The 25,868-nt window shown below is 48.2% G+C and carries 24 protein-coding genes; 16 read left to right on the top strand and 8 right to left on the bottom strand.

Annotated elements, in window-relative coordinates:
• The first annotated feature begins 145 nt into the window (after positions 1 to 145).
• Entirely contained in the window at positions 146 to 436 is a 291-nt protein-coding gene (locus K0H61_RS15335) for a ribosome alternative rescue factor ArfA (RefSeq protein ID WP_220050346.1), read from the top strand.
• 293 nt (positions 437 to 729) lie between these two features.
• Here K0H61_RS15335 and rimO read toward each other — a convergent pair whose 3' ends face one another.
• On the bottom strand, positions 730 to 2,160 hold the full coding sequence (rimO, locus tag K0H61_RS15330) for a 30S ribosomal protein S12 methylthiotransferase RimO (protein WP_220050345.1): 1,431 nt from the start codon (positions 2,158 to 2,160) through the stop codon (positions 730 to 732).
• 340 nt (positions 2,161 to 2,500) lie between these two features.
• Between rimO and K0H61_RS15325 the strand changes: the two genes are divergently transcribed.
• Both K0H61_RS15325 and K0H61_RS15320 read left to right on the top strand, forming a co-directional pair.
• Positions 2,501 to 3,196 (top strand): oxidative stress defense protein, encoded by a 696-nt coding sequence (locus K0H61_RS15325; protein WP_434086622.1) that lies wholly within the window; start codon positions 2,501 to 2,503, stop codon positions 3,194 to 3,196.
• A gap of 592 nt (positions 3,197 to 3,788) precedes the next feature.
• Entirely contained in the window at positions 3,789 to 4,568 is a 780-nt protein-coding gene (locus K0H61_RS15320; protein WP_220050343.1) for a class I SAM-dependent DNA methyltransferase, read from the top strand.
• Positions 4,569 to 4,995: 427 nt separating this feature from the next.
• On the opposite strand, the gene K0H61_RS15315 is transcribed toward K0H61_RS15320, so the two are convergent.
• Positions 4,996 to 6,078: a hypothetical protein gene (locus tag K0H61_RS15315; protein WP_220050342.1), complete on the bottom strand. Its 1,083-nt coding sequence runs from the start codon at positions 6,076 to 6,078 to the stop codon at positions 4,996 to 4,998.
• 733 nt (positions 6,079 to 6,811) lie between these two features.
• Positions 6,812 to 7,915 carry a phosphoribosylaminoimidazolesuccinocarboxamide synthase gene (locus K0H61_RS15310; protein WP_220050341.1) on the bottom strand — a complete coding sequence of 368 codons (1,104 nt, stop codon included), beginning with the start codon at positions 7,913 to 7,915 and terminating at the stop codon, positions 6,812 to 6,814.
• Positions 7,916 to 7,989: 74 nt separating this feature from the next.
• Here K0H61_RS15310 and K0H61_RS15305 point away from each other — a divergent pair, with 74 nt between their 5' ends.
• Both K0H61_RS15305 and K0H61_RS15300 read left to right on the top strand, forming a co-directional pair.
• Positions 7,990 to 8,169 carry a hypothetical protein gene (locus K0H61_RS15305; RefSeq protein WP_220050340.1) on the top strand — a complete coding sequence of 60 codons (180 nt, stop codon included), beginning with the start codon at positions 7,990 to 7,992 and terminating at the stop codon, positions 8,167 to 8,169.
• Positions 8,170 to 8,547: 378 nt separating this feature from the next.
• Complete coding sequence (locus K0H61_RS15300; RefSeq protein ID WP_220052761.1) at positions 8,548 to 9,162, top strand: pentapeptide repeat-containing protein; 615 nt, start codon at positions 8,548 to 8,550, stop codon at positions 9,160 to 9,162.
• 27 nt (positions 9,163 to 9,189) lie between these two features.
• Here the strand turns inward: K0H61_RS15300 and K0H61_RS15295 are convergent, their stop codons facing one another.
• On the bottom strand, positions 9,190 to 9,927 hold the full coding sequence (locus K0H61_RS15295; RefSeq protein WP_220050339.1) for a sulfite exporter TauE/SafE family protein: 738 nt from the start codon (positions 9,925 to 9,927) through the stop codon (positions 9,190 to 9,192).
• Between the two features lie 150 nt (positions 9,928 to 10,077).
• Positions 10,078 to 10,392 (bottom strand): met regulon transcriptional regulator MetJ, encoded by a 315-nt coding sequence (metJ, locus tag K0H61_RS15290; RefSeq protein WP_011718393.1) that lies wholly within the window; start codon positions 10,390 to 10,392, stop codon positions 10,078 to 10,080.
• Positions 10,393 to 10,594: 202 nt separating this feature from the next.
• Here metJ and metB point away from each other — a divergent pair, with 202 nt between their 5' ends.
• The 9 genes from metB to K0H61_RS15245 all read left to right on the top strand — a co-directional run bounded on the left by metB (position 10,595) and on the right by K0H61_RS15245 (position 20,567).
• Positions 10,595 to 11,755: a cystathionine gamma-synthase gene (metB, locus tag K0H61_RS15285; protein ID WP_220050338.1), complete on the top strand. Its 1,161-nt coding sequence runs from the start codon at positions 10,595 to 10,597 to the stop codon at positions 11,753 to 11,755.
• A 14-nt stretch (positions 11,756 to 11,769) separates the two neighbouring features.
• The gene (locus K0H61_RS15280) at positions 11,770 to 14,169 is read left to right on the top strand and encodes a bifunctional aspartate kinase/homoserine dehydrogenase II (protein WP_220050337.1); all 2,400 of its coding nucleotides are present in this window, start codon (positions 11,770 to 11,772) and stop codon (positions 14,167 to 14,169) included.
• A 290-nt stretch (positions 14,170 to 14,459) separates the two neighbouring features.
• Positions 14,460 to 15,347, top strand: a complete 888-nt coding sequence (gene metF / locus K0H61_RS15275) for a methylenetetrahydrofolate reductase (protein ID WP_220050336.1) — start codon at positions 14,460 to 14,462, stop codon at positions 15,345 to 15,347.
• A gap of 236 nt (positions 15,348 to 15,583) precedes the next feature.
• Positions 15,584 to 16,057, top strand: coding sequence for a transcriptional regulator SlyA (gene slyA, locus K0H61_RS15270; protein WP_220050335.1), 474 nt, complete (start codon positions 15,584 to 15,586; stop codon positions 16,055 to 16,057).
• Positions 16,058 to 16,064: 7 nt separating this feature from the next.
• The gene (locus K0H61_RS15265; RefSeq protein WP_220050334.1) at positions 16,065 to 17,123 is read left to right on the top strand and encodes an HlyD family secretion protein; all 1,059 of its coding nucleotides are present in this window, start codon (positions 16,065 to 16,067) and stop codon (positions 17,121 to 17,123) included.
• Positions 17,124 to 17,174: 51 nt separating this feature from the next.
• Complete coding sequence (locus tag K0H61_RS15260; protein ID WP_220050333.1) at positions 17,175 to 18,203, top strand: DUF2955 domain-containing protein; 1,029 nt, start codon at positions 17,175 to 17,177, stop codon at positions 18,201 to 18,203.
• Positions 18,204 to 18,360: 157 nt separating this feature from the next.
• The gene (locus K0H61_RS15255; RefSeq protein WP_220050332.1) at positions 18,361 to 18,984 is read left to right on the top strand and encodes a c-type cytochrome; all 624 of its coding nucleotides are present in this window, start codon (positions 18,361 to 18,363) and stop codon (positions 18,982 to 18,984) included.
• 10 nt (positions 18,985 to 18,994) lie between these two features.
• Positions 18,995 to 20,068: a c-type cytochrome gene (locus tag K0H61_RS15250; protein ID WP_220050331.1), complete on the top strand. Its 1,074-nt coding sequence runs from the start codon at positions 18,995 to 18,997 to the stop codon at positions 20,066 to 20,068.
• A gap of 175 nt (positions 20,069 to 20,243) precedes the next feature.
• Positions 20,244 to 20,567 (top strand): cysteine-rich CWC family protein, encoded by a 324-nt coding sequence (locus K0H61_RS15245; RefSeq protein ID WP_220050330.1) that lies wholly within the window; start codon positions 20,244 to 20,246, stop codon positions 20,565 to 20,567.
• Between the two features lie 11 nt (positions 20,568 to 20,578).
• Here K0H61_RS15245 and K0H61_RS15240 read toward each other — a convergent pair whose 3' ends face one another.
• Entirely contained in the window at positions 20,579 to 21,394 is an 816-nt protein-coding gene (locus K0H61_RS15240) for a hydratase (RefSeq protein ID WP_220050329.1), read from the bottom strand.
• A gap of 274 nt (positions 21,395 to 21,668) precedes the next feature.
• On the opposite strand from K0H61_RS15240, the gene K0H61_RS15235 reads away from it, so the two are divergent.
• A complete protein-coding gene (locus tag K0H61_RS15235; RefSeq protein WP_220052760.1) occupies positions 21,669 to 22,589 on the top strand; it encodes a DMT family transporter in 921 nt (306 codons plus the stop codon).
• A 26-nt stretch (positions 22,590 to 22,615) separates the two neighbouring features.
• Positions 22,616 to 23,230, top strand: coding sequence for an HAD family hydrolase (locus K0H61_RS15230; RefSeq protein ID WP_220050328.1), 615 nt, complete (start codon positions 22,616 to 22,618; stop codon positions 23,228 to 23,230).
• Between the two features lie 26 nt (positions 23,231 to 23,256).
• Here the strand turns inward: K0H61_RS15230 and K0H61_RS15225 are convergent, their stop codons facing one another.
• Together K0H61_RS15225 and K0H61_RS15220 are read right to left on the bottom strand one after the other, a co-directional pair.
• A complete protein-coding gene (locus K0H61_RS15225) occupies positions 23,257 to 23,616 on the bottom strand; it encodes a hypothetical protein (protein ID WP_220050327.1) in 360 nt (119 codons plus the stop codon).
• A 213-nt stretch (positions 23,617 to 23,829) separates the two neighbouring features.
• Positions 23,830 to 25,686 carry a DEAD/DEAH box helicase gene (locus K0H61_RS15220; RefSeq protein WP_220050326.1) on the bottom strand — a complete coding sequence of 619 codons (1,857 nt, stop codon included), beginning with the start codon at positions 25,684 to 25,686 and terminating at the stop codon, positions 23,830 to 23,832.
• Positions 25,687 to 25,868 lie beyond the last annotated feature (182 nt).

Here is a 25,868-nt window from a genome sequence, read left to right as displayed (position 1 = left end):
TACCTTGTCTCCATCCCGCGAGTTGAGTTGAACAAATACTGTACATATTGAGTGATTACGCTATAGTGTCGCCGCTGGGCTAAGACCTAAGACCTAAGACCTAAGGCGTCAGCTTAAGCATTTCATTTAATCAATTGGAGGCGTTATGGGTAAATCCAATACACGAAAAGATAAGCTTCGCGGTGAACACACTGGTAAGCAGCCAAGCGAGCTTAACAAAATAACCACGGCCCACGACAGTGGTCGCGGCTCTATCATAGACAATGCACTTAAGGCGGTGGTGACAAGTCCACTGTTTAGAATGCGAACCGAGAAACCGAAGAAAGGCAAAGGGTCTTATTCTCGTAAAGACAAGGCATTTAACATGAGCAGCAAAAAGGGGTATCAGCAAAAAGGCGATGCCCCTTTTGATTTTATGGGGCTTTGTTTTGCCTGATACTTGGCTGTTTTTCGCGTAGAATCGTTAACTTCATTCACCTTCGCCTCCTCATCCGTCTTTGACCGTTTCTGCCCGTTCCAAACCCTTCAAGCCGTCTAAACCAACACTCCTAGAGTGATTCCTAATTCAATAACTCATCATTAGTGCTTGGCTGGCAATTCCCGCTGATGCCTATAGCTACACCAGTTACAAACGCCCATAAAAAAACGAGCCCCTTGGTATCAGGGGCTCGCTAACGGATATTATTGAATTTTTGCCTTATGGCTTTTTTCGTGAAGAGCGTCGAATGCTTACGCCTCGAGGTCTTCCTCTGCATCGGCGTCTACTAACTCGGCCCACAGATCGTGCTCGTCCGAGTGGGTTATCACGGCGCGAACTAACATGCCGGGTTCGAGTTCGGTTTCTCCGTTGATAAATACCATGCCGTCGATTTCTGGTGCGTCGGCAAAGCTTCGGCCAATGGCGCCTTCTTCGTCAACGTCATCGATCAGAATGTCCATCGTGCGGCCAATGAAACGCGCTAAACGCTCGGCGCTGATCTCTGCTTGGACTTCCATAAATCTGTGGTATCTGTCTTCCTTCACTTCTTCGCTGATAAGCTCGGCGATGGTGTTGGCCACTGCGCCTTCCACTTCTGAGTACTTGAAGCAGCCAACGCGGTCGAGGCGGGCTTCACGTAGAAAATCGAGTAGCATTTCGAAGTCTTCTTCGGTTTCCCCCGGGAAGCCAACGATAAAGGTTGAGCGGATAACTAAATCTGGGCAGATTTCGCGCCAGCGTTGAATCGCTTCTAACTGACGGTCAACGCGGCCTGGACGCTTCATCATCTTCAGGATGCGAGGGCTCGCGTGCTGCATTGGAATGTCTAAGTATGGCAGGATTAAACCTTCGGCCATCAATGGGATCAGATCGTCAACCCATGGGTATGGGTAGATGTAGTGTAAACGTACCCAAGCACCCATCTTGCCTAATTGGCGGGCAAGGCTGGTGATGTCTTGCTTAACTGGCATACCGTTCCAGAAATCGGTGCGCCCGCCCTTGTCTTTACCGTAGGCAGAGGTGTCTTGGCTGACGACTAAAATTTCTTGCACGCCTGATTCAACTAAGCGTTTGGCTTCGTCTAATACGCTACCCGCAGGGCGGCTGTCTAAATCGCCACGCAGTGCAGGGATGATGCAGAAGGTACAACGGTTGTCGCAACCCTCTGAAATCTTTAAGTAAGCGTAATGTTTAGGCGTTAATTTAACCCCAGTTTGTGGGATTAACGAGGTAAATGGGTTGTGCTCGGGTTTTGGCACGTACTTGTGCACATGCTTTAACACGGCTTCGTAGCTGTGCGGACCGGTGATTTCGAGCACGTCTGGGTGCACTTCACGGATTTGGTTTTCTTTCGCGCCTAAACAGCCAGTGACGATCACTTTGCCGTTTTCTTCTAGGGCTTCACGCACCGCATCTAAGGATTCTTCAACCGCAGCGTCGATAAAACCACAGGTATTCACAATCACCAGATCGGCATTGTCGTAGCTGTTGGTGACTTCATAGCCGTCGATTCGCAGCTGGGTCAGAATGCGCTCTGAGTCCACTAGGTTTTTTGGGCAACCCAAAGACACGAAACCGATGCGATTCCCGGTAGCAGTAGAATCAGTACTTGCTGCTTCTAAGGTTTTGGCTGGGGTCTCAAGCGTGGTTGTTTGCTTAGGATTAAAAGATTCAACTGTCATGGTGTCTCGCTGATGCTGATAAAAGAGCGCCGTAAAAAGAGCGCGGATTATACCTGAAGTGATAAAAAGGTACAGTGTCTTTGGCTGAAAATTGTACAGCTAGGCCGCGCTTTGTGCCAGTTGTCACAGGAGTCTGGTACTTTGTCGAGATGCCAAAGCTGGCGGCACGAATTGGCCTATTTACTGTGTGGATAAAAATTTTTAGAAAAATTAACCCTTTTTATCAACAGTCCCGTTAATAAAGGCAAACAGCCTTAAGCACATCGCCCAAGGCATTTTTTATCGAGTGAGGAACCACATGAAGCATTCTCGTTTTGGACAAGGTTTTAAATTATCTGTGATGGGTGCGTTACTCTCGGGCGCTATGCTAGCGCCTTTGTTTGCCAGCGAAACGCAGGCCGCTGAGGTGAGCTTTCCCCATATCGAAACCATAGGGGTGAGTAAGATTAAGCTTGAGCCCGATATGGCCGAACTCAATGTCGAAGTGAGCGTCACCCAGACCACGGCCAAGGCCGCTAAGGATGACTCTGATAATGCAGTGGCAAACTTTATCGCCAGACTCACGGCCGCAGGCGTTACTAAAGCGAAAATCCAAAGCGCTAACCTTCATCTGCAGCCGCAATATGTATACGCTCAAGATAAAGCGCCAGAACTCACGGGTTACACCGCCAGTCGTCAAGTCACAGTGACTATTAGCGAGTTAACTCGTCTTAATGCCATTCTCGATTCTGCGTTAGAGGAAGGCATTAATCGAGTAAACAATATTGCCCTTAAATCCAGTAAAGAAGCGGAATATGTCGCTAAGGCGCGTCAGTCGGCGATTATCGATGCTAAGCAAAAGGCACAGTCGCTGGCACAAGGCTTTGGTGAGAAGTTAGGCAAGGTGTGGCAAATCCGTTATTACGATCAAAGACCCGTGCAACCTGTGATGATGCGCCTTAGTGCCAAGGCCGATGCCATGGCTGTTAATGAGAGTTATCAATATGGGGAGATTACGGTGGAGGACAGAGTTGAGGTGGTGTATCAACTTGAATAGTCCAAGTTGGGATCCTTTATCTTTTGTTCAGCTTACTCTGTGGCGATGGCATCTATTCCCACATATTGAATTAAATTCGATTTGAATCTAAAGCTTAAAGTCGTGGGGCTTCACCCCCTTATTCTAAAATCGAGAGCCGACCAAGGAGGACTGTTCGTCCTATCCTCCTTGCTTACTGTTTTCACATCAGCCAAGACGCCCCTAGCGGAGTTGAAACCCCCTTGGTCTCATCGCCAAATTTGCTATCGCTTCCGAAGGATGCGTTTTACATCCATGTAAAACACTCCAGTTTGGCAATCCATGCCTCTCGCTTATAAGCCCGAAAATCATCGATTTTCATTCGCCCCTGCCCCTGCGAAAGCTAGCTCGCCATCCATGGCGAGACTCACGCACTCTTATTAAATCAAGAGCGCTATTCGCCCTGCGGCAACTCCGAGGGGATGGTGTATTCCTTTGACTCGGACGTTATTGTCCTACTTTGCTCTAATCGTCTATTTGGTCACATATCTTGGCACCTTGAGCATTGTTTGTTCCCCACAGTGGTTAACTGAGATATGATGCGCGGCCTTTATCCTACTGCCCTTGGGTCGCTATGACTTCTAACGCGCTTTATACCGATTTATCTGGCTACTACGATTTGATGTGTGCCGATATCAACTACCAACAACAGAGTGCGAGTATTCATAGGCTGCATCAGTTTTTGGGCAATAACGGTAAACACCATTTAGATTTAGCCTGCGGCACTGGGCCCCATGTTAGGCATTTTATCGATCTCGGTTATCAATGCAGTGGTTTAGATATTAATCAGCCCATGCTCGATTTAGCCATGCGCCGTTGCCCTGAGGCACATTTTAATCTTCAGGATATGACGGCGTTCTACCTCGAACAGCCCGTCGATTTAATCACTTGTTTTCTTTATTCCATACATTACAGCGCGGGCATTGAACGCCTGAAGGCTTGTATTGCCAGCGTGCACAAAGCGCTCAACGAGGGCGGGGTTTTTTGTTTTAACTCAGTGGATAAACACTGCATCGATAACCGTCTATCGGTCAAACATACTGCCGAGTTTGAGGGCAGCCATTTCACCTTCGAATCCGGCTGGCATTATAGCGGCGAAGGCGAGCAGCAATCGTTAAATCTGAGTATTGCCAAACGTGCGCAGCCTTCGGCTTCGATGGGCGAGACTGCTATGCACGCGTCTGCGAGCGAGTTATGGCAAGATGCCCATACTATGGTTGCCGTCAGTTTTGCGGAATTACGTGAATTGTTAGCACCGTATTTTGAGGTGCATATTTTCGAGCACGATTATGAGCGTATCGTCCCTTGGGATGGGGAGTCTGGGAATGCGATTTTTGTCTGTGTGAAGATTTGACCTTCTGTTGAAGGTGGAGCAACTTTTTCTTAGATTGCGAATTCTGAAAGTTTGAAGTTTTAATCTGTTTAGTTCGAAAGCCAAACCAAATCAAAGTCAAAATCAAGGTCGTGGGGCTTCACCCCACACCCGACCAAGGAGGACTGCTCGTCCTATCCTCCTTGGATTCTCCATGACGCCCCTTCGGAGTTGAAAGCCCCTTGTGCTCATAGTCAAATTTGCTATCGCTTCCGAAGGATGCGTCCCTGCACCTGCGAAAGCTAGCTCGCCATCCATGGCGAGACTCACGCAATTTGCCAATTCGCCCCGCGGCAACTCCGAGGGTGGGTGTACTCCGACTATATCCATCTAAATTGAGGGCTAGGTAAGGGTTGCAGTCTTCTTTAAAGCAAACTTATTCCAAGTACAATAATGACAGAGGCAGTTTTTACATATTTTGGTTGGTGGCGACAACAGCTAGTCTATCGAATATTATTTTTTGGTAGAGTCCCTCTGAAAAGGCTATAGCATTTGATGCAGTTGCCGTTCCTTGCACGTCTTCGACAAAAAGTTTGCATTGTACACTTTGCCCCCAGTAAGTATTTATTAGTTTTCTATCTTCCTCTGGTAGTTGAGAAATATCAGCAGATGAGAGAGTCCCTACTACTGTAGAATTTGGTGAAATTTCAGATTTTATTTCGAAATCATTCAAGGTTAACTTTAAGTCAATGTAATTTTCTTTACCGGTATACACCCTAAAGAGCGCTGGCTTTTTAATCGAAGTGTTAAGTCTACCTGAATTAATAAGAGTTGCTGATATTTCAAAATAAGAGTTGTTTGAAATCAAATCACTTTTTATTTGATAGACTTTTCTCTCTATTTCGGGGAGAGAGGATTGAAGCTCATCATACTTCTCTTTGACATTTGCCAACCTTTCTTCAAAGTGCTGCTTAAATTGCTCTAAAGTTTCCTCCACATTTGCTTGGTTGAAGTCTATCTCGGGATGAAGAGTTCTATTAAGTTTGTTGCACTCATGTCTAGTAAAGCTAGTTGTATTAAATGAATTGATCTTCTCTAATTCGGTTTTTCTATCGGCAATTTTTTCTGGGAAATCTTTTAAATCTTGTTTCGCTCTTTGAAGAAGTTCTTCAAGTTCATCAAGAGTAACTGAGCGTTCTTTCAAAGATCTTTTAGGCTCACCATCGATTATCATAAATCTTGGCTTATCGTCTTCTTTCATCTTTCTTAAATATGAAAGTTCCGAATGTTCATCCAGTGATACTTTTGCTTTATCAGACACTTTTCTGCTGATTCCATTAACTTCCAATGCTAGTTTAGATATTTGTATTACGTAAGTCTGCCAAAATGGAACAATCAACGCGACTGTAGCACCTATCGTAGCTGCAATTAAATTCGAATAATCACTACTTTCACCTAACAAATACAAAGTAAGCATCCCGATTACTAAGCCCAAAAATAGAGCAAGAGCTATCTTCACACCTTCAACATTTCCACTATTTTGAACTTTCATTTATTTTCCTTACACAGCATATCATGTCAGTTATAGAAATTAGGCTTAATATTCTTTGCAGTAACACCAGCTACTTTTGACTCTAAGTGCCTGATATATAAGAAGTAAAATTTGTAAATCATGTTGTGAGAAATTGAGATTTTTTGGTAGCAGTATTTAGTACGGTTTTACTCTAATTTATTGTTCTGAATAATGTTGCTAGTTTTGGAGTTTGCTTTTTGAGCATTGCCTTTGCTTTGTCATTGGTTATCTGGATTGCATTAATAGACTTGATAGCATTTAAACTTTCAAACAACATTGTAGGAAAGGAATACACCCACCCTCGGAGTTGCCGCAGGGGATTGGTGTCCGTTGCGTGGTCGAGGCATGGATGCCGAGACAGCGTCAGTCGAATCAGGGACGAGCGTCTGACGCGATAGCATAAGGGCGCCTAATACCCAAGGGGCTTTCAACTCCGTAGGGGCGTCTTGGAGCATCCAAGGAGGATAGGACGAGCAGTCCTCCTTGGTCGGGTGTGGGGTGAAGCCCCACGACTTTGACTTTGATTTTAAAAACAGCAAACGAAGTTTGGATTATTTATTGCTTTGCTTGCTCAGCTCTAATGCAAAGTATTCTTGTATGACTAATATGAATACAATTTTGTGCAAACAAAAAAGGCGCCTAAGCGCCTTTTCTACCTTCTGGGGTTAAGGGGAAACTCCCCAGCCCATCCAAACCTGATTCTAACTCTTGGTTAGAGAATCAGATCATACTCATCGCGTAGGATCTTAATAATATCTGCCTTAGGATTCGCTGGTAGCGGAATTGCCGCGCCAGTCACCTTCTCGGCGATGCCAGTGTAAGTGCGTGACACATCCATCATGGCTTCTAATGGCAGGTCATTGTCACGGGCTAGGGCTTCGCGCTCAGGCATTCTGTCTTTGTTCAGCAGAATGTCGGCGTCATGGAAGTGATTAAGCAGGAACTGACGGAAACCTTCCTTAGAGTTTTCAAGGATTTTACCGTCGCGGTAGGCAGCGCCATCCCAAATACGTGATGAATCTGGGGTGCCGACTTCATCCATGTAGATAAGCTTAGAGTTGCCGTTCTTATCGGTCACATAACCGAACTCGAACTTGGTATCAACGAACACTTGGTCAAGGTCGCTAAGCGCCTTTGAAATCACCTTAAAGCCGTCTTTTAACAGCTTCTCGTAGAGATCGATATCTTCAAGCTTTTCAAAGCCAAAGGCTTGGTAGTTGGCTTCGATATCGGCTCGGCTGATGTTCACATCGTCCTGCTCAGGCACGCCGGGTATACCGGTTAAGATACCCTTGGTCGATGGGGTGATTAGCAGCTCAGGCAGCTTTTGATCTTTCTCTAACCCCTCTGGCAGGGTGATACCGCAGAATACACGCTCGCCCTTAGAGTAGGCGCGCCACATAGAACCTGTAATGTATTGGCGGCAAATGGCTTCAACCTTGATTGGACGGGCTTTTTGCACGATCCAAACGAAGGGATGCGGGATATCTAAAATGTGGCTGTCGGCTAAACCGTTTTCGGCAAATAGCTTAAACCAATGATTAGAAATGGCATTGAGTGCCGCGCCTTTGCCTGGAATGCCCTTGAGTCCGCCTTCACCGTGGAAGATACAATCGAAGGCTGAAATACGATCGCTGATCACCATGATCGCAAGCGGCGTATCTTCTGGCACGTTGTAGCCCTTAGTTTGGATTAAGCGGCGGCTGTCGGCATCGGTTAGCCAGTAAACGCTACGCACTTTACCGCTGTGAACAGGGCTGTTAGTGCGGATGGGTAAGTCGTTGTTTACGGCTAATACGGAATCAGCAAGACTCATGACGAGTATTCCTTTGGATTAAATGTGTAGGGATAAGGTTGTTATAAGTACAAGTGTGCGATAAGGCCATTCTTATGTTGAATGTTTGCGTTATTGCCACTTTTTTATTATTTGCCAATAGCTTGGATGATATTGATAAAAAGGTATTGGTGAATGATGTTTTATCGAAAGCGGGTGGAGCAAAAGCGGTTTTCTCGGGCGAGCCTGATAGCAAAAAGTGGAGCAAAGAACGGGGGGATGAAGCTTGGGAATAAAACGCAGAACAAGGTAGGCACCACAATAGAAGTGGTCTAATAAAACGGGAGTGTCCCGTACCATATTGCTCGAAAATACTAACCATTATTCCGAGAGAACCTTGTTCTAGCCTGCCGCGAAAAAGTAGCGACATTCTACCTAGATTGACAAAATTTACCACGGCTATTTGTATGCTTATTTGCACTCTGTGGAGCTTAGCTAAGATTGCGGGATAAAATCCCGGCAAAGAGGGAGGGTACTGTTCAGGCAAATATAGGCAATGTTACCCTTTGGGTATTAACACTGATGCCTTCGATAGCAGGCATTGAGATTAGCTCAGTCAAATGGGGCTTCAAGGGTTCTCAAATAAGGAGTTATGGGTGCAACAATCGTCAACCATGCAGCCGTCCATCATGCAAATGGCCGCCAAACAGGGCAGCCATTTTTATGCCCAGCAATTTAGCAACCTTAACGAAACCGATATGCAGTGGCATGGATTGGAGTTCGAAGAGTGCGAATTTCACGACTGTAACTTCAGCGCGGCGCAGTGGCGTAAATGTAAGTTCAGCGATTGTCGTTTTATCGGTTGCAACCTGAGCCTGCTCGAGCTGTCCTTAAGTCAGTTCAGCGGGGTGGAATTTGATGAATGTAAGCTGGTGGGCATAGATTGGACTCGCGCCAGTTGGCCACCATTAACCTTTGCTTCGCCGCTGATTTTCAGGGCGAGTATTGTGAGCGACAGTTCCTTTATGGGGCTTAAACTCGATGAAATGGTGATGCAAAGCTGCCGCGCCCAAGATGTGGATTTTCGCGACGGCCGCTTTCACCGCGCCGATTTCAGTGGCACCGATTTTGGCCACAGCCTGTTTGGCCGCACTGAGTTAATTGATGCGGATTTTACCGACGCGACCGACTACGATATCGATATTTTCAGCAATAAAATCAAAGGCGCTAAGTTTAGCCGTGAAGAAGCCATCCGCTTACTGAATGGTCTCGATATAGAATTGGTTTAAGCTTGAGTGCGGGTCTGATTCTAGACCCTAAATCAGTGCGAAAATTGACTTAACCGTTAATACTATGGCGCTGATGGAGCAAAGGATCAGCGTTCCTATCTTGGTCTTTTGCTTATCGACGCGGTTAACCAGTTTACCCGCGACCACATAACCAAATAACACTGAAGGCAGCAGCATGAGCGATAGCCAAAGGTGTTTAAGTTCCAGTAACCCCGTTACCCCCAGAATCGCCAGCGCGATAGCCGAGCTGAAAATAAAGAAGGCCGACAACGCCGCACGAAATTTAGAGGCATCTTTACCCGCTAAGAGAATCGCCATCGGCGGTCCACCAATGGCGGCAATATTACCGAAAATCCCCGAGACCACACCAGCACCGAAGAGCGTCGCCTTATTCACTGGAAGAGTAAATTTATACAGGCTAAATACCACGGCAATGGCCACAATCAGGGCGATGGCAAGGCCAAGAATCGGCTGCGGTGCAAACAACAGCAGGCTGGCGCCAATTAAGCCGCCGGGCACACGGCCAAGCAGTGCATATTGCAAACCGTTGAATTCTAGATGACCACGCTCACGCAGCAGGGTGAGTAGCGCGATTGAAAACCCCATGGCAATCACAGGCGCTGGAACCAGTTCGGGGTCGACAATATACAGCAGTGGACTTGCGACCACGGCGAGGCCAAACCCGATTAGGCTTTGGGTCAGGGCGCCAAAAAAGACGATAACAGAAGCAAGTACAAGCGTCTGGGGATCAATCACGGCAAACATTAGGGATCCAAGTCAAGAAAAAGGGACCGTTACTTCAGCCAGTTTCAACACTGGCAAACGATCCCTATGATATCCAACCAATCCAGACGCGTAGCGTTGAGCTAATCCGTTGGATAAATGTGAAAACAGCAGGATTAAGGCTACACGCCGTTATTCCATGTCTTCCCATTCAATACCCATCTCATCCATTAAGCGCTTGGCTTCGGCAGGAATGCTATCGGGGCTGTCCTTAGATAGATCGGCGTCATTAGGCAGAGGCTGACCAGTGTAGGCATGTAAAAACGCTTCACACAGTAGCTCGCTGTTCGTCGCGTGGCGTAAATTGTTCACCTGACGACGGGTACGCTCATCCGTTAGTACTTTCAGTACCTTAAGCGGAATAGACACAGTAATTTTTTTTACTTGTTCATTCTTCTTGCCGTGTTCAGCATAGGGGCTGATGTATTCCCCATTCCATTCAGTCATTGACTCACCTGTTATAACGCTAAATTCGGGGCAGATTTTAACCCCTTACAGTTAACAGTCAAATTATTGCTACTATTTCTGGATGATTGCAATCAGATTTCTTTATGTTTAGACGTCTAAACGTCTTAACGCCTATTGACGCTGGGGTTGGCCTTAGGTACATTTAGACGTCCAGACATCTCTTTGAACTTAGGAGTTCCCTATGACCGAGCGTCAATTAGCCACAGTGGCCGTGCGTCAGGGTATCGAAAGCGATACGCAATATGGTGCCGTTGTTCCGCCAATCTATCTGTCGACTAATTACTCCTTCGACGGTCATAAAAATCCCCGCGAATTCGATTACAGCCGTTCGGGTAACCCAACGCGTAATATTTTAGGGGAAGCCTTAGCTAAGTTAGAGAAGGGCGCCACCGGTGTGGTGACTTGCACTGGCATGGCGGCGATTACCTTAGTGACGAGCTTATTAGGCCCGAACGATTTATTAGTTGTGCCCCACGATTGTTACGGCGGTTCCTACCGTTTATTTACTAACCTTGCCAAGAAAGGTCAGTTCAAATTACTGGTGGTTGATCAAACCGACAGCAAAGCGCTAGAGCAAGCCATTGCGGCGCAACCTAAGATGGTGTGGATTGAAACCCCATCGAACCCACTGCTGCGGGTGGTCGATATTGAAGCCATCGCTAAGGCGAGCCATGCCATTGGCGCATTAGTGGTGGTCGATAACACATTCCTGTCGCCGATTTTGCAGCAACCGCTATTGCTCGGTGCCGATATCGTTATTCACTCGACCACGAAATACATTAATGGTCACAGCGATGTGGTTGGCGGCGCTGTGATTGCAAAGGATCCCCAGATTGGCGAGACCCTGCACTGGTGGTCAAATACCCTAGGTTTAACAGGCTCGGCATTCGATAGTTATCAAACCCTGCGCGGCCTTCGCACTTTGGCTGTGCGTATCCGTGAACATCAAGCTAACGCCCAGCGAATCGTTGAGGTGTTAAGCAACAGTCCAGTAGTGAGCAAAGTATACTACCCCGGCCTTGCCGACCATCCAGGTCATGCCATTGCCGCTAAGCAGCAGAAGGGCTTTGGCGCTATGCTGAGTTTCGAGTTAAAGGGCGGTGAAGCCGAAGTGGTTGCCTTCTTAGATGCCTTAAGTTTGTTTTGCGTGGCAGAGAGTTTAGGGGGCGTTGAAAGCTTGGTGGCGGTGCCTGCAACTATGACCCATAGAGCGATGGAACCACAGGCGCGTTTTGAGGCAGGCATCAAAGACACCTTATTGCGTCTGTCGGTTGGGATTGAAGATGCCGACGACCTAGTTGCAGATATTCAAGCAGGATTGGCCGCCGTAGCGGCATGTTAGTAGAGGATTACAAGATGGTACGTTGTCACTTACATAAATTTGGTGGTTCCAGCTTAGCCGATGCCGATTGTTATCGCCGCGTCGCCCATATCCTATTGACCCACGGCCACAGCGACGACTTAGTGGTGGTGTCGGCTGCGGGTAAGACGACCAATTTCCTCTATAAATTACTGTCACTGCGTGATACTAACCAGCTATGGCAGGAAGAATTGCAGGTTCTCATTAGCTACCAACAGGGGCTGATTGAACAGTTATTATCGAACGACCAGGCACGCCTGTTACGTGAGCGCTTAGCGACCGACAAGGCGCAGTTAATTAGCCTGTTATCCTTAGATAGTCGCAACGATTATCAAGTTAACCACGTCGTGAGCTTTGGTGAGCGTTGGTCTGCACGTCTCATGGCAGCGCTGCTGCGTGAATCGGGCGTGGCCGCAAGCCATGTGGATGCCTGCTCGATTCTCGTAGCCGATGAAGCCTCTGTGCCGCAAATCCGCATCGAAGAATCCCGCGCTAAGGTGCAAGCGTTATTAGCCGCTCACCCTAATGAGCGTTTAGTGATCACAGGTTTTATTTGCGCCAACGATCGTGGTGATACTCTGCTACTCGGCCGTAACGGTTCTGACTTTAGCGCGAGTCTCATTGCTAGCCTTGCCGATATCGAGCGCGTGACCATTTGGACCGACGTAGAAGGCGTATTTAACGCCGACCCGAATAAAATCCCCGATGCCAAACTGCTTAAGAGTATGTCATTAGCCGAGGCTGACCGTTTAGCACGTTTAGGCTCGCCCGTGCTGCATTCGCGCACCTTACAACCATTATTTAATACCGAGGTGAGTCTGGCGGTGCGTTCAAGCTACGCCTCACACACAGATTTTACCCTGATTGCGCCGCACAGCTCATCGGCTAGTGCGCCGGTTGTGACCAACCTAAATGAAGTGGTGGTCTTTGGCTTTAAGCTTGAGACGACGGAGAACCTAGCCAGCCTACTTGAGCAATTAAGCGCTGTGGGGTTAACACCGCTGGCCCATTGGGTATCGGCCCATCAACGCGTTGAGCTTGCCTATACCCGCGAGAATCAAAAACAAGTGCAAATTCTGCTGGATGCCGAGGCCAAAGCTTTAGGCATTAGCGAGCAACAAATTAATACTGAGCTTGGCCTCGTTGCTTTGGTAAGCGCCGATGCCGAGCACTACCGCCGTAGTTTCGCCCGCCTATTAAGCCGCGATGCTAAGCCATTATTCAGCGGTGATTTGAGTCTGGTGACCTTAGTGCCACAGTCACAGGTTAATCTGCTGACCCAAAAGGTACACCGACGCTGCGCCGGTCCTCGCAAACGCATTGGCGTATTGCTGCTGGGCGTAGGGAATATTGGTGAAGCTTGGGTGAATTTGTTTAAATCGGTTTCGCCATCCCTTAATCAAGAGTTAGAGGCGCGTGTCGAACTGTTAGGATTAGTGAGTTCGAGCAAGGCGCTGATCAAAACCTCGGGCATCGATTTAGATAACTGGCAGAGTGAGTTTGAAACCGAAGCGACCCCTTGGCAATACGAGCACCTATTCGAGCAATTAGAGCAGCTTAACTGTGATGAGCTGATTGCATTGGATATCAGCGCCAGCGCCAGTTTAACTCTGCAATATCCTGAGCTATTTGAGCGCGGTATCCATGTGGTGAGTGCCAACAAGTTGGCGGGTTCGGGTCCGCTGCCATTCTACCGTGAGCTTAAGGAACAATTAGGCTATCGCCGTTTGTTCTGGCGCTATAACGCTAGCTGCGGTGCGGGTTTACCTATCCAACATGCGCTTAACGATCTGCGTAACAGTGGCGACACGGTTGAAGCTGTGGGCGGGATTTTCTCCGGCACCCTGTGTTGGTTATTCGAGAAATACGATACCAGTAAGCCATTCTCTGAATTAGTTATCGAAGCCCGTGGCCTTGGCATTACCGAACCTGATCCACGCGATGACCTCTCTGGCCGTGATATGCAGCGTAAGTTACTCATTCTTGCCCGTGAAATCGGTCTGGAATTAGAGCTTGAGGATATTGAGCTGCGCTCATTAGTGCCAGCGCACTTGGCCGATATTCCGCTGGAGCAGTTCTTGGCGCGCATTCAAGAAATGGATGAGGACTTACTGCAACAATTCGGCGCCGCTGCCGAGCAAAATAAGGTGTTACGTTATGTGGCGGCCTTAGATAACAGCAATGGCGAGCTTAAGGCCGAGGTGGGTTTACAGTGGATTGATGTCAGCCACCCTTACGCAAATTTAACCCCAGGGGATAACGTGTTTGTGATCCGCTCTGCTTTTTATCAGGGCAATCCGCTGATCATCCGTGGCCCAGGTGCGGGACGTGAAGTAACGGCCGCGGCGGTGCAATCTGACTTGACCCATATCTGCCGCGATCTGCTGCAGGAGTAAGCACAGCAATCAGTGTAGTTATCAGAGCAGAAATCAGCGCTGTAATTCCCCACGAGAAGGACTCAATTGAGTCCTTTTTTGTTGGTTAAAATTAACGACACAACATGGATCCAAGAAATTGCGCCAAATGGGCATTTTTTGGCTTGACTTAAGTCTCAGTTTCTCTAGTATATGGACATATAGACGTCCAAACGTCCATTTGAGAAATCATCACAGCAATACCACTGTCATAATTTACGTCGTACCCAGGGCGAATTGGTCTCGCACTCGGGCGGTTGAGGAAAATACCCATGGCTTTTCATCACGCACAACATTCACATTCGCTGAACCAGAGTCTGTCTGAGCTTAATGGCGATATTAATGTTTCCTTTGAGTTTTTTCCGCCATCAACCCCTGAAATGGAACAGATCCTCTGGAACTCGATTCGCCGTTTAGAGCCGCTGAACCCTAAGTTCGTGTCGGTCACCTATGGTGCCAACTCGGGCGTACGTGACCGTACCCACGGCGTGATTGAGCGCATTCAGCAAGAAACTAATCTAGTGGCTGCGCCGCACCTGACCTTAGTCGATGCCAGTGATGAAGAATTACTAGAATTAGCCAAACACTATTGGAATTCAGGTATTCGCGACATTGTTGCCCTGCGCGGTGACTTACCTGCAGGTAGCCCAAGACCAACACGTTTCGCCGCCGACTTAGTGCGCCTGTTACGCTCGGTTGCCGATTTTGATATTTCGGTTGCCGCATACCCTGAAGTTCACCCTGAGGCGGCCAATGCCCAGGCGGATTTGATTAACCTTAAGCGTAAGATTGATGCGGGTGCCAGCCGTGCGATTACGCAGTTCTTCTTCGATGTGGAATCTTACCTGCGTTTCCGTGACCGCTGTGTGGCAGCGGGTATCGATGTTGAAATCGTACCAGGTATTTTGCCTGTGACTAACTTTACCCAACTTAAGCGCTTTGCGGGTATGACTAACGTGAGTCTGCCAAGCTGGTTACATAAGCAGTTTGAAGGCTTAGAAAACGATGCGGGTACTCGCCAGTTGGTGGGTGCTAATGTGGCAATTGATATGGTGAAAGTGTTATCACGTGAAGGGGTGAAGGACTTCCACTTCTATACCTTAAACCGCGCCGAACTGACCTACGCGATTTGCCACACCTTAGGTGTAAGACCAAAATAATCACAGCTTAATCCTCTCAAAGCGCCCATCGGGCGCTTTTTGTTTTTCTGCTGTCCACTCCTCGCTTGTGCCAACTCTTGGCTTTCATTAATAGGTTAAAAGGTTATTAACTGCATGTTTATCAGTTTCTTAATCTGAATTTTTTCTTTATTGCAGCCAATTCGACTTTATCGGGTATTTACTTAGCGTGCTAACTAAGTATAATGGTTAGCACGCTAAGTAAATGAGTGCCCAAGATGAACAACGAATTAGAGCGGTTAAAGGAATTATCCCTTGCTGAACAGCTTGGGCGATTGCATCGATTGTGGCGCACGGTTGCCGATATGGAATTAATCCCCCTCGGCCTGACTCATCCTCGCTGGACAGCGCTGTGGAAACTATTACGCCTTGGCGATAACGTCAGCCAAAAGGTGCTGGCGGACGCGCTTGAGATTGAGCTTGCGTCTCTTATGCGCACGTTAGGGCAGTTAGAGGAGCAAGGCTTGGTCGAGCGCCATTGCTGCCAAACCGATAAACGCGCTCGAATCGTGTCGTTAACCCCAGCGGGAAAAGAAGTATTGAAGTTAATGGAGACGCGGATCATCAAAGTTCGTGGCGAACTCCTCAATGGAGTAAGCGCCGATGAACTCAGTGAGTTCGAACGTCTCATTAGCCTGATTAGTGACAATGCCTTAGCCAAGTTGGCTAAAACAACAGATATGCTTGAGTGAGAAAAAGATGACACCGGATCAACAGTTTGCCCGCCTTGTTAAAATCGCCATGGTCGGTTTTGCACTGGTTTTTGGCTATTTTATTTTTGCGGATGCGTTGATGCCTTTAACACCACAGGCCATGGTAACGCGTGTGGTGACTAAGGTTACCCCACAAATAAGCGGTAAGATCCAAACCATCGCTGTGACCAATAACCAAGTGGTGGGTAAGGGCGATCTTTTGTTTCAAGTGGATCCTGCACCTTACGAATTAGCGGTATCCCAGGCCAAACTGGCGCTGGAGCAGGTACGTCAGGATAACGCTGAGCTCGATGCTTCAATCATTGCAGCCCAAGCCGATGTAAATGGCAGTGCAACCACAGCAAAGCAAAAACAGCGTGAAGCGAAACGATTGGATGCGCTCTATGCCACTAATGGCGTATCCCAGCAGCAAAAGGATCAAGCTGATAGTGATGCAGCAGCTGCCGAGGCTAACTTATTAGCTGCAAATGCACGCCTTGAAAAGTTGCGGGTCAGTCGTGGTCATTTTGGTGAAAGTAACCTCAGGGTACGCCAAGCTAAAAATGCTTTAGAGCAAGCTGAGTTAAATCTTTCCTATACCCAAATACGTGCCGATCAGGACGGTGTGGTGACTAACCTGCAATTAGAAGTGGGTAGCTTTGCTGCAGTAGGTCAGCCGTTACTGGCACTGGTATCTGAAAAGCTCGATGTGATTGCTGATTTCCGTGAAAAATCCCTGCGTGGGGTTGAGTCAGCCGCTCCTGCACTGGTTGCCTTCGATGGTGAACCAGGGCGCTTGTATCGCGCCCAAGTGAGCAGTGTCGATGCGGGGGTGAGTGCTGGTCAGTTTGACGCTAATGGTCGTCTTGCTGCACCGCAGGAATCTGACCGTTGGGTGCGTGATGCCCAACGCTTAAGATTGCACTTAAGTTTGGATGATAGTGAACTATCTGGCCTACCCGCGGGTGCCCGCGCCACAGTGCAGCTGCTGCCTGAAAATGGCCTGTTGAGCATGCTGGCGAAGGTGCAGATCAAATTCATTAGTCTGCTGCACTATATTTATTAATGTCTTCAATTTATTAACGCTTTAAATTGATTTATTGAAACAGGCCATCGCATGTTATTACGCCATAGTCCCTTAACTCACAACGATGTTCGCCAATGCCTGCGTATCGCCACTGGCGGTACCTTAGGATTTACCCTGTGTAAAGTTTTTGGCTGGAACTACGGGGTGTTTTTCACTGTGATGCCCATGTTATTGCTGGGCTTAGTGCCTGTAATGAGCGCCCATGCTGCGCGGCAACTGGTGGCGTCAGCTGTGATGGCAGGATTGGAAGTCGGCCTGTTGGGCGGTTTTTTTGGCAGCCATCCGGGCTTAATGACGCCGTTAGTGTTTGTGTTGTTTTTGTATCGTTTTGCGGCCATGTCCCGTGGCAGTTTGTTTCTGTTTGGCGCAACTGGCGTGCTTAGCTTAAGTATTATGCTGCATTTTGCTAGCTACCCAAGTACTGACCTCAATGAACTGATTGTTAGCAATATTTGGGCAATGTTTGTCTCAGTGTGTATTGCCTACCTGATGACGTTTATGTGGCCGGATGTAGAACCTAGGGTTCCGCCTAAACCGGGCCCAAAGGCTCCCAACAGAATGCGCCATGAAGCGCTGCTCGGTGCCAGTATTGCCACTGTGTCTTTCTTAGTTTTCCAGATATTCGACCTGCAGGACTCGATGTCGGCCCAGGCAACAACATTGTTGCTGCTGTTTCCCATGCATTGGAATGGCGCCCTCGACTATGCCCGAAAACGAGCCATAGGAACCCTACTTGGGGTGGCATTTGGCGTATTAGTGCAGTTATTGCTCTACGATTGGTCGACGCTTTTAGTATTAGTTGTGCCCTTGTTGTGGATTGGCTTGATGTTATTTGCCCAAGCGCATGTGAAGGAAGCAACGGGGTCTGGGGTTGGCTTTGGCGCTATGACGACCCTAGGTATTCTCTTCGGCCAATACCTTACCCCAACGAACGATTTGATATACAGCGCGCTTTACCGTGTCACTAGTGTCTTGGTCGCGATTGTTGGCACGCTCGCACTGTGTTATTTCATCCATAAATTACTCAATCGATTTGAATCTACGAGATTTGGTTATTAGAAGTTTCTTTATTAGATTTATTTAATGCTTGTCGAATTTGCTCTCTGGGAGTAAGTTACGCGCTATACGGTTTAGCGTGGGCTAAACCTTTGGCCGTATAACTAACAACCTATCTTGCAACTACTCATTTAGAGTAAATTCCGTTCAAGGATAGATAATGAATAATAAACTCAATTTATTGGTCACATGCATAACGCTAATCAGCGGTTGTGCGATGATATCTGAAGCCATTGCCAATCCAGAACTTCCCCAAGCCGCTCAACTTTGTGTGGCCTGCCATGGTACGCAAGGAGAGGGCATTGAGCCTCTCGGCCCCCGCTTGGCTGGACTTTCCAAGGATTATATTTCAAGCCAACTGAAGCATTTTCAAACAGGTATTCGCCAAAATGCGACCATGATGCCGATGGCGATGACCCTGCAAGGGGATGCTATCGAAACTGTCGCCAGCTATTTTTCAAGCCAATCACTCAAGAACGATGTTAAGCCAGTTATCCGTGGCGAGCAGGTTAGTTTTGATAATGAAACGGCGCGATTGGCCTATCAGGGCGATTGGTCCCGAGATATTCCGGCCTGTGTGACTTGCCATGGACCTTCGGGGATCGGTGGCGGACAATTCCCTCGTCTAGCAGGGCAACAAGCCAGTTATCTCAAGACACAGTTATTAGCTTGGCAGGCGGGTACCCGTAAGGGCGATGTGGATGGCATGATGGCCAATGTTGCCAATAAGCTAACCACAGCCGAAATCGATGCCTTAGCTCACTACTTTGCCAATTTAAAATAAGGGGCCAGCCATGAAATCTTCTGCAATATTTATCTTGGCGGCCTTGGGAGCTTTTACTGTCCCAGCGCTTGCGACAACGGCAAGTGAAACCAATAAAGACTTACCCGATAGACAGGCTGCGTTAGTCTCGTCGCCTAAAAGTGATGCTCAAACTTACCTGACACCAAGGCCTTTAAGCGCGATCCCCGAAGGCGCCTTCGGCGATAAGGTGCGACTGGGTTATCAGTTATTTGTAAATACCCAGCAGCTCAGGGATAAGTACGTAGGTAACGAGCTTAACTGTGCTAATTGCCATATGGATGCCGGCCGTAAAGCCAATGCATCGCCACTTTGGGGCGCCTACTTCGCCTATCCTGCCTATCGCAAAAAAGACGATAAGGTGAATACCTTTGAAGAAAGGGTGCAGGGCTGCTTTAACTATTCGATGAACGGCAAGGCGCCTGCTGCGGGCAGTCCAGAGTTAGTGGCGCTTTCTGCCTATGCCTATTGGTTAGGGATGGGGGGGCTAATGGATGCAACTAACATGCATGATCCCGTTCCAGAACTAAGTGATGCAGAATTGGTGAAGGGAGCTAAAAGGGAAGACTTCCCGCTGCCACAGGCATTAGCTAGTGCTTTGACCGTTGAGCAACGGGCTAAATTGCCGGGCCGTGGTTATCCTGAAATACCTAAGCCGGAATTGGCTTATTCCCCCGAGCGTGGAAAGGCTGTGTATACAGCCCATTGCCAAGCATGCCATGGCGCCGATGGTCAGGGGCAGGCGATAGCGGGAGTGTATTCGTTGCCGCCGCTTTGGGGGCCGATGAGCTATAACTGGGGCGCAGGTATGCACCGTATTAACACTGCGGCATATTTTATCTATGAAAACATGCCCTTCGCTAAGAGTATTCAGCTCAGTAATCAGCAAGCCTGGGATGTGGCTGCATATATTAACTCCCATGAGCGACCACAGGATCCCCGCAATAAGGGGGATGTGAAACAGGCACAGGACAAATACCATAATGACAATGACTACTACGGCGTCGAGGTCGATGGAAAAGTGCTAGGTACAGCGGCCTATCCAGTGTTCCCTAAAAAATCCTAATGGGTAATGTAAGAGGGTGATAGGTTCGTTAATACCTGCTCACAGGATAAAAGGCTAGCAAGGTGATCTCCTTCCTAGCCTTTTTGTTTACATGTGAAATTTCAACGATATAAGACAAACTTATCATCACGGTAGCATCTGCTCTCGTTAAGCGTAAAAAGTTAAAGGTGGGGATATGTCCCAAGCGTTCGAGAATGCCAATCTAAACCAAGCACAAACCTGCCCACTGTGCCAAGGCTTAAATCAATGCGCGGTCATCTTGGGCGGTGAGATTAGCGACTGTTGGTGTGCGACAAAGGCATTTCCTCCCTTATCTGAGCTACAAACAAAGTTACAGGCACTCAAGCTAAGACAGATCCTGCCCATGGAATATAGCGCCTGTATCTGCCAGAACTGCCTAGCGCGATTGCAAAAAGTGTGGGCTGAACAGGTTGATAAAGAGACAGAAAAACAAAGCCCATCACTTAATGAGGATGGGCTGTTTTATGAGGTTAAATAGCGTTAGATGGCTTATTTACGGGTAAAGCTCAGGCTAAATTGCCCCAATTCACCGTATTGCAACTGACATGGTGTATCGAAGGGTAAATCGATAACGCCTGCGTAGGAGCCGGTTATAACAAATTGCTCCGGCATCAGGGCAATGCCCTGTGAAGATAGAAAGTTAACCAGCCAGTAAAGCCCAGCCTTTGGGGAGCCGTTAGGGTGTACGCCTTGCTTTATTAGCGGTCCTGCACCTGCTATTTCGACTTTAAGCTCAAAATTGTCCAAGCTTGTGCCTTTTGGCGCCGCTAAAACGGGGCCAATCCACAGACCCTGATTGACTAAGCCATCGGCGAGGGCATCGAAATGGTTGGCCTCACTTGGGTTTTCGTAGCGGCTTTTAATCAGTTCGAGTGCGAGATGGGTATTGCCCAAGGCGGCATCAATTTCAGCTTCGCTATAGGCTTGTTGGCGAGGAAGGAGTGGCTCTGCGATAGCAAAGGCAAGTTCAGGTTCTACCCGAGCGAGCCCCTTATCCGATGCATACAGCGGGCAACTGCTCTCGCTATTCATACCTTGCTGGTAAATATCCTTTCGATAAATAGGTGCAACAACCTTTTTTTCCGCCGTTTGGATAAGGCACTTCCAGCCCTGAATAGGATTGTTTTGCTCAGTCTTAAACTGTTCTGCAATGGCTTGTTGAATGACAAAGGCTTGCTCAAAATTCTGCGGTCTTAGTGTTTCATCTAATAATGGCCCTGTGATACCAAAGCTCCGTCTATGGGCGAGTTCTGTGGCGGCTTGCAAAATCTGGGGAGTTTGTTGGTGATTCTCTACAACTGACATGAGTCATCCTAAATTGGGCAATAGGGAAGTTTGAACTTGCGATGGCATAATATAGCGTTTTCCACTGGCTTAATCATATTTTAGGGGCAGACATTTTTGAACCTTATAAGTGTCAGCTAAAGTATCCGTGGTCACAGCATTATTAATCTATCGAAGTCTGGATCTTGGCTCGACTGAGTGCCAGAATGACGCTCCTTTTGCAGTATCAGTGGACGTTTTTGTGGAACACAATCAGCCAAGCGCCTCGGCGTTTAATCCTGCCCAACTGGGATTGATGTTTATTTCAGTCGCGGTGGTGTTTTGGGGTATCCTCCCCATCGCGCTCAAATTATCGGGCAGTTTTATCGACCCTGTGACCCTGACTTGGTTTCGATTCCTCGTCGCCTTTGTGGTGAGCCTTATTGTGCAGTGGAGTGCGGGCAGTCTTAAGCAATTTGCAGGTCTTAATGCTAAGGCTTGGTTGAGATTGGGCCTCGCGGGTCTCTTTTTGATGCTTAACTATGTGTCCTTCGTCTATTCCCTCGATTATTTAGCCCCTGGGGCGGCGCAGCTCAATTTTCAGACCTCGCCGTTCTTTTTAGCCTTTGGCGGTGTGCTGTTTTTTAAGGAGCGCTTGAATGCGGTGCAGCTCACTTGTTTTGCGACCCTTGCCTTAGGCATGTTGATGTTTTTCCATCCCTATTTAGATTTATCGGCGTCCAACCATCAGCAAATTTGGCTTGGCGTGATGATAGTGCAGTTCTCCGCTCTGTCTTGGACAACCTATGCCTTATTACAAAAGTCACTGATAAACCGCCTATCACCCGCCAATGTGTTGCTGGTCATCTATGGGCTTGGCATCGCGGCAATGGCGCCCTTTAGCGACTTTAGTCACTTTGCCAAGATGAATTCGAGCGATTGGCAGGTGGCTATCTTTTGTGCCGCCAATACCCTAATTGCCTATGGCTGTTTCGGTCAGGCTGTGAAATATTGGCCGACGGCACAGGTGAGTGCCATGTTAGCCTTAACGCCGGTATTTAGCTTTACCGCCACTGCGCTAGTGATTGCTATCGGTTGGTGGCCAGGCGTGTTCCATGCCGATGCCTTAGATGCTCTATCCTTAACCGGAATTGGCATCATTATCGCCTCGGTAATGGTGGTACAGTTACTGCCTATGTACCGCTTAAGGCGCGAAAAGCGCTTACAACCCGCGTAGGTTTTAGTGCCTTAAAGGAGCTTTCAGTGGTTAGTCGTTTAACCGATATCAAACTAAGTGGTATTCGCGGGGTGATATTTGACCTCGACGGTACGCTTGCCCACTCTAATCCCGATTTTAAGGGATTAAGAGCCGCCCTTGGTATTGCCTCGGGTGTGGACATTTTGGAGCATATTCATAGTTTAGAGACCACTATGGCCAAGATGCAGGCGCTGGAAATTGTCCACGACTATGAAATTGAAAGCTCAAGGCAAGCAAGTTGGATTGAAGGAGCACAGGCACTTATCGCCTTTTTAAAGGCAAAAGATATGCCGCTGGCGATTTTGACCCGCAACATGCCCGAAGCGGCAAAGATCACTATCGATAAACTTGGGATTGATATTCCCCTCGTACTCACCCGTTACGATGCCGAGCCTAAGCCCCATCCGCAGGGCATTCATCTTATTTGCGAGCAGTGGCAGCTTACGCCTGCGGAAATTCTCTATGTCGGGGATTATCTGTTTGATCTGCAAACGGCGCAGAATGCTGGCAGTCGCTGCGCCCTCTATTGCCCTGAGACAGTCCCTGATTATGCCAAGGACGCCGATATGTTGATTGCAAATTATCTAAGCTTTATTGAGGTTTGGAGCGAAGAGGGTTAACTCCCAAAATGCTTTTTTGAGGCGGTTTATTTTGCCGCCTTCGCATCCTGTTTGTCCTGCTTGAACCCTAATCTAAAGCTGTCTAGTACAGCGACGAGCCAACAGAGAATAAAGCCATACATACTGCCCTTGGAATTGATCATGCTCGAATGGGTTTGCGCTGTTACCTCATTCATAATGGCATTGGTATCCATTGGAATGGTGCCGTTTTGAATATCTATGGCAATACGCTGCGCAACTTCATGTACATCCGCTAATAACATCCCAAGGCTTAAAATGGCTAAAACGAAAAACACTAACGCGGTGCGTTTGTGCTTAAGGTAATAATGGCCGCAACCGGGTGCGACAAGGGCGGAGAGCAGGGCGGCGCTAAGGGCTTTTTTCATCGACAAACTTCAACGTTTTAAAAGGCATAAGGGCGACACTAATCTAGGTTTTAGTCCTATCGCAAGTGAAATCATATTTAGCTGTCAGGAATGAGCGGCAGGATTTTAGTTGATTGATGCTTTAAACAGGTTGATTGAGGCATTAATTTTAGGTAACAAATTTCACTAACAAAAAAGGAGCACTAGGCTCCTTTTTGCTGTTAAACCGAGCGATTACTCTTCGCGTGGTTTACGTGGCTTGCGCTCACCCGCAGGTCTGTCACTGCGAGGCTTACGATCGCCCATTGGACGGTCACCGCGTGGTTTACGGTCGCCCATTGGACGATCGCCACGTGGGCGACGGTCGCTGCGTGCGCCGCGGCCAGAGTCTACGAATACCTGATCGCCCGCTTCACGGATGTTCAGTGGCTTGCCGCAAACGCGAACTTTCTTCAGGTGTTGCAGTACTTCTTTTGGCATGCCGTCTGGCAGGTCAACTGTGGTTACTGCGTCGTATAACTGGATAGCACCGATGTAACGGCTGTCGATGTTAGCTTCGTTTGCGATAGCGCCGACGATATTGCCTACACCTACGCCATTGTCACGACCCACGTCGATAACGTAACGGCACATCTTCAGATCTGGGTTGTCTTTTAATGCTTCTGCGCTGCCAAGGCTGGCTGGCATTGGGCGTGATTCACGACCACGACGTTCACCACGCTCAGTGCGATCGCCACGGTCTGCACGCTCGCTGCGCTCATCACGGGTACGCTCTTGGATTGCAGGTAACTGCAGTGGACGCTCTTGTTGTACTTGGTGCAGCAGGGCAGCAGCCAACAGATCAGTATCGACTTCGAGTTGTTGGCATAACTGGGCAACCGCCTCACGCATGAACTCTAAATCTTGAGTCATGGTTTGCGCTAATTGCTCGCCTAGACGTGACAGACGACGTTCTGCAACTGTCTCTGGGCTTGGTACTTTCATTGGCGAAATACGACTGTTAGTCGCGCGCTCGATGGTGCGCAGCATACGCATTTCACGGCTAGTCACGAACAGAATTGCCATACCGGTACGGCCAGCACGGCCTGTACGACCGATACGGTGAACGTATGCTTCAGTATCGTAAGGGATATCGTAGTTCACTACGTGGCCGATACGCTCAACGTCTAGACCACGGGCCGCAACGTCGGTTGCGATCAGAATGTCTAACTTGCCGCTTTTCAGCTGTTCAACCGCACGCTCACGGGCTTGTTGGTTCATATCACCGTGTAGTGGTGATGAGGCATAGCCACGGGCTTCGAGTTTTTCAGCCAATTCAACACATGAGTTACGGGTACGAACGAAGATGATGATACCTTCGGTATTTTCAACTTCTAATACGCGAACTAAGGCTTCTAATTTGTTGTGCTGAGACACTTGCACGAAACGTTGCTCGATAGAGTCAACGGTAGTGTGGCTCGCAGCGATGCTGATGTTAGTCGCATCTTTTAAATGCTTGTTGGCAACGCGCTTAATTTGCTCTGGCATAGTGGCCGAGAACAGGGCAAGTTGACGTTGTTCAGGTGTGTGTTCCAGAATCCACTCGATATCGTCGATAAAGCCCATCTTTAACATTTCGTCGGCTTCGTCTAGAACGAGGGCTTGCAGGGTTTCCAGCTTTAAGGTGCCACGGCGCATATGGTCCATAACACGGCCTGGTGTCCCCACGATAACCTGTGGACCACGCTTGAGGGCGTTTAATTGCTGGTGCATGCTTTGACCGCCATAGATTGGCAGTACATGGAAACCTTTCATAAATTTCGCGTAGCTGCTGAATGCTTCAGCAACTTGCACCGCTAATTCGCGGGTTGGCGCTAATACGAGGATTTGTGGAACAGCTTGGCTGGTCACTTTGTTGAGTAGGGGCAGAGCGAAGGCGCCAGTTTTACCTGTACCTGTTTGTGCCTGACCTAAAATATCTTTGCCAGCCATTAATGGATCAATACTGGCTGATTGGATTGGCGTTGGGTTTTCGTAACCTAGCTCGTCAAGAGCACGCAACAAATTCTCGGACAAGCCGAGTTCACGGAAAGTTCTTTCACTGGATGACATTGGGTTGTAGCCTTGTGGATGCGCCCGAATTGACGCTTAAGTTTCACAGACAGAAAATCAACCCCGTGTCGATTTCCCGCACCGAAAACGCCAGATTATAGCAGCATGTCAGCCACTTTACCATGTGAAGACAAGTATAAATGCACTGTTTATGGTGCTTTTTTCAATAAAACTGAGCAAGA

Source organism: Shewanella acanthi (assembly GCF_019457475.1).
GTDB lineage: Bacteria > Pseudomonadota > Gammaproteobacteria > Enterobacterales > Shewanellaceae > Shewanella > Shewanella acanthi.
This window is presented reverse-complemented; position numbering and strand designations above follow the sequence as displayed.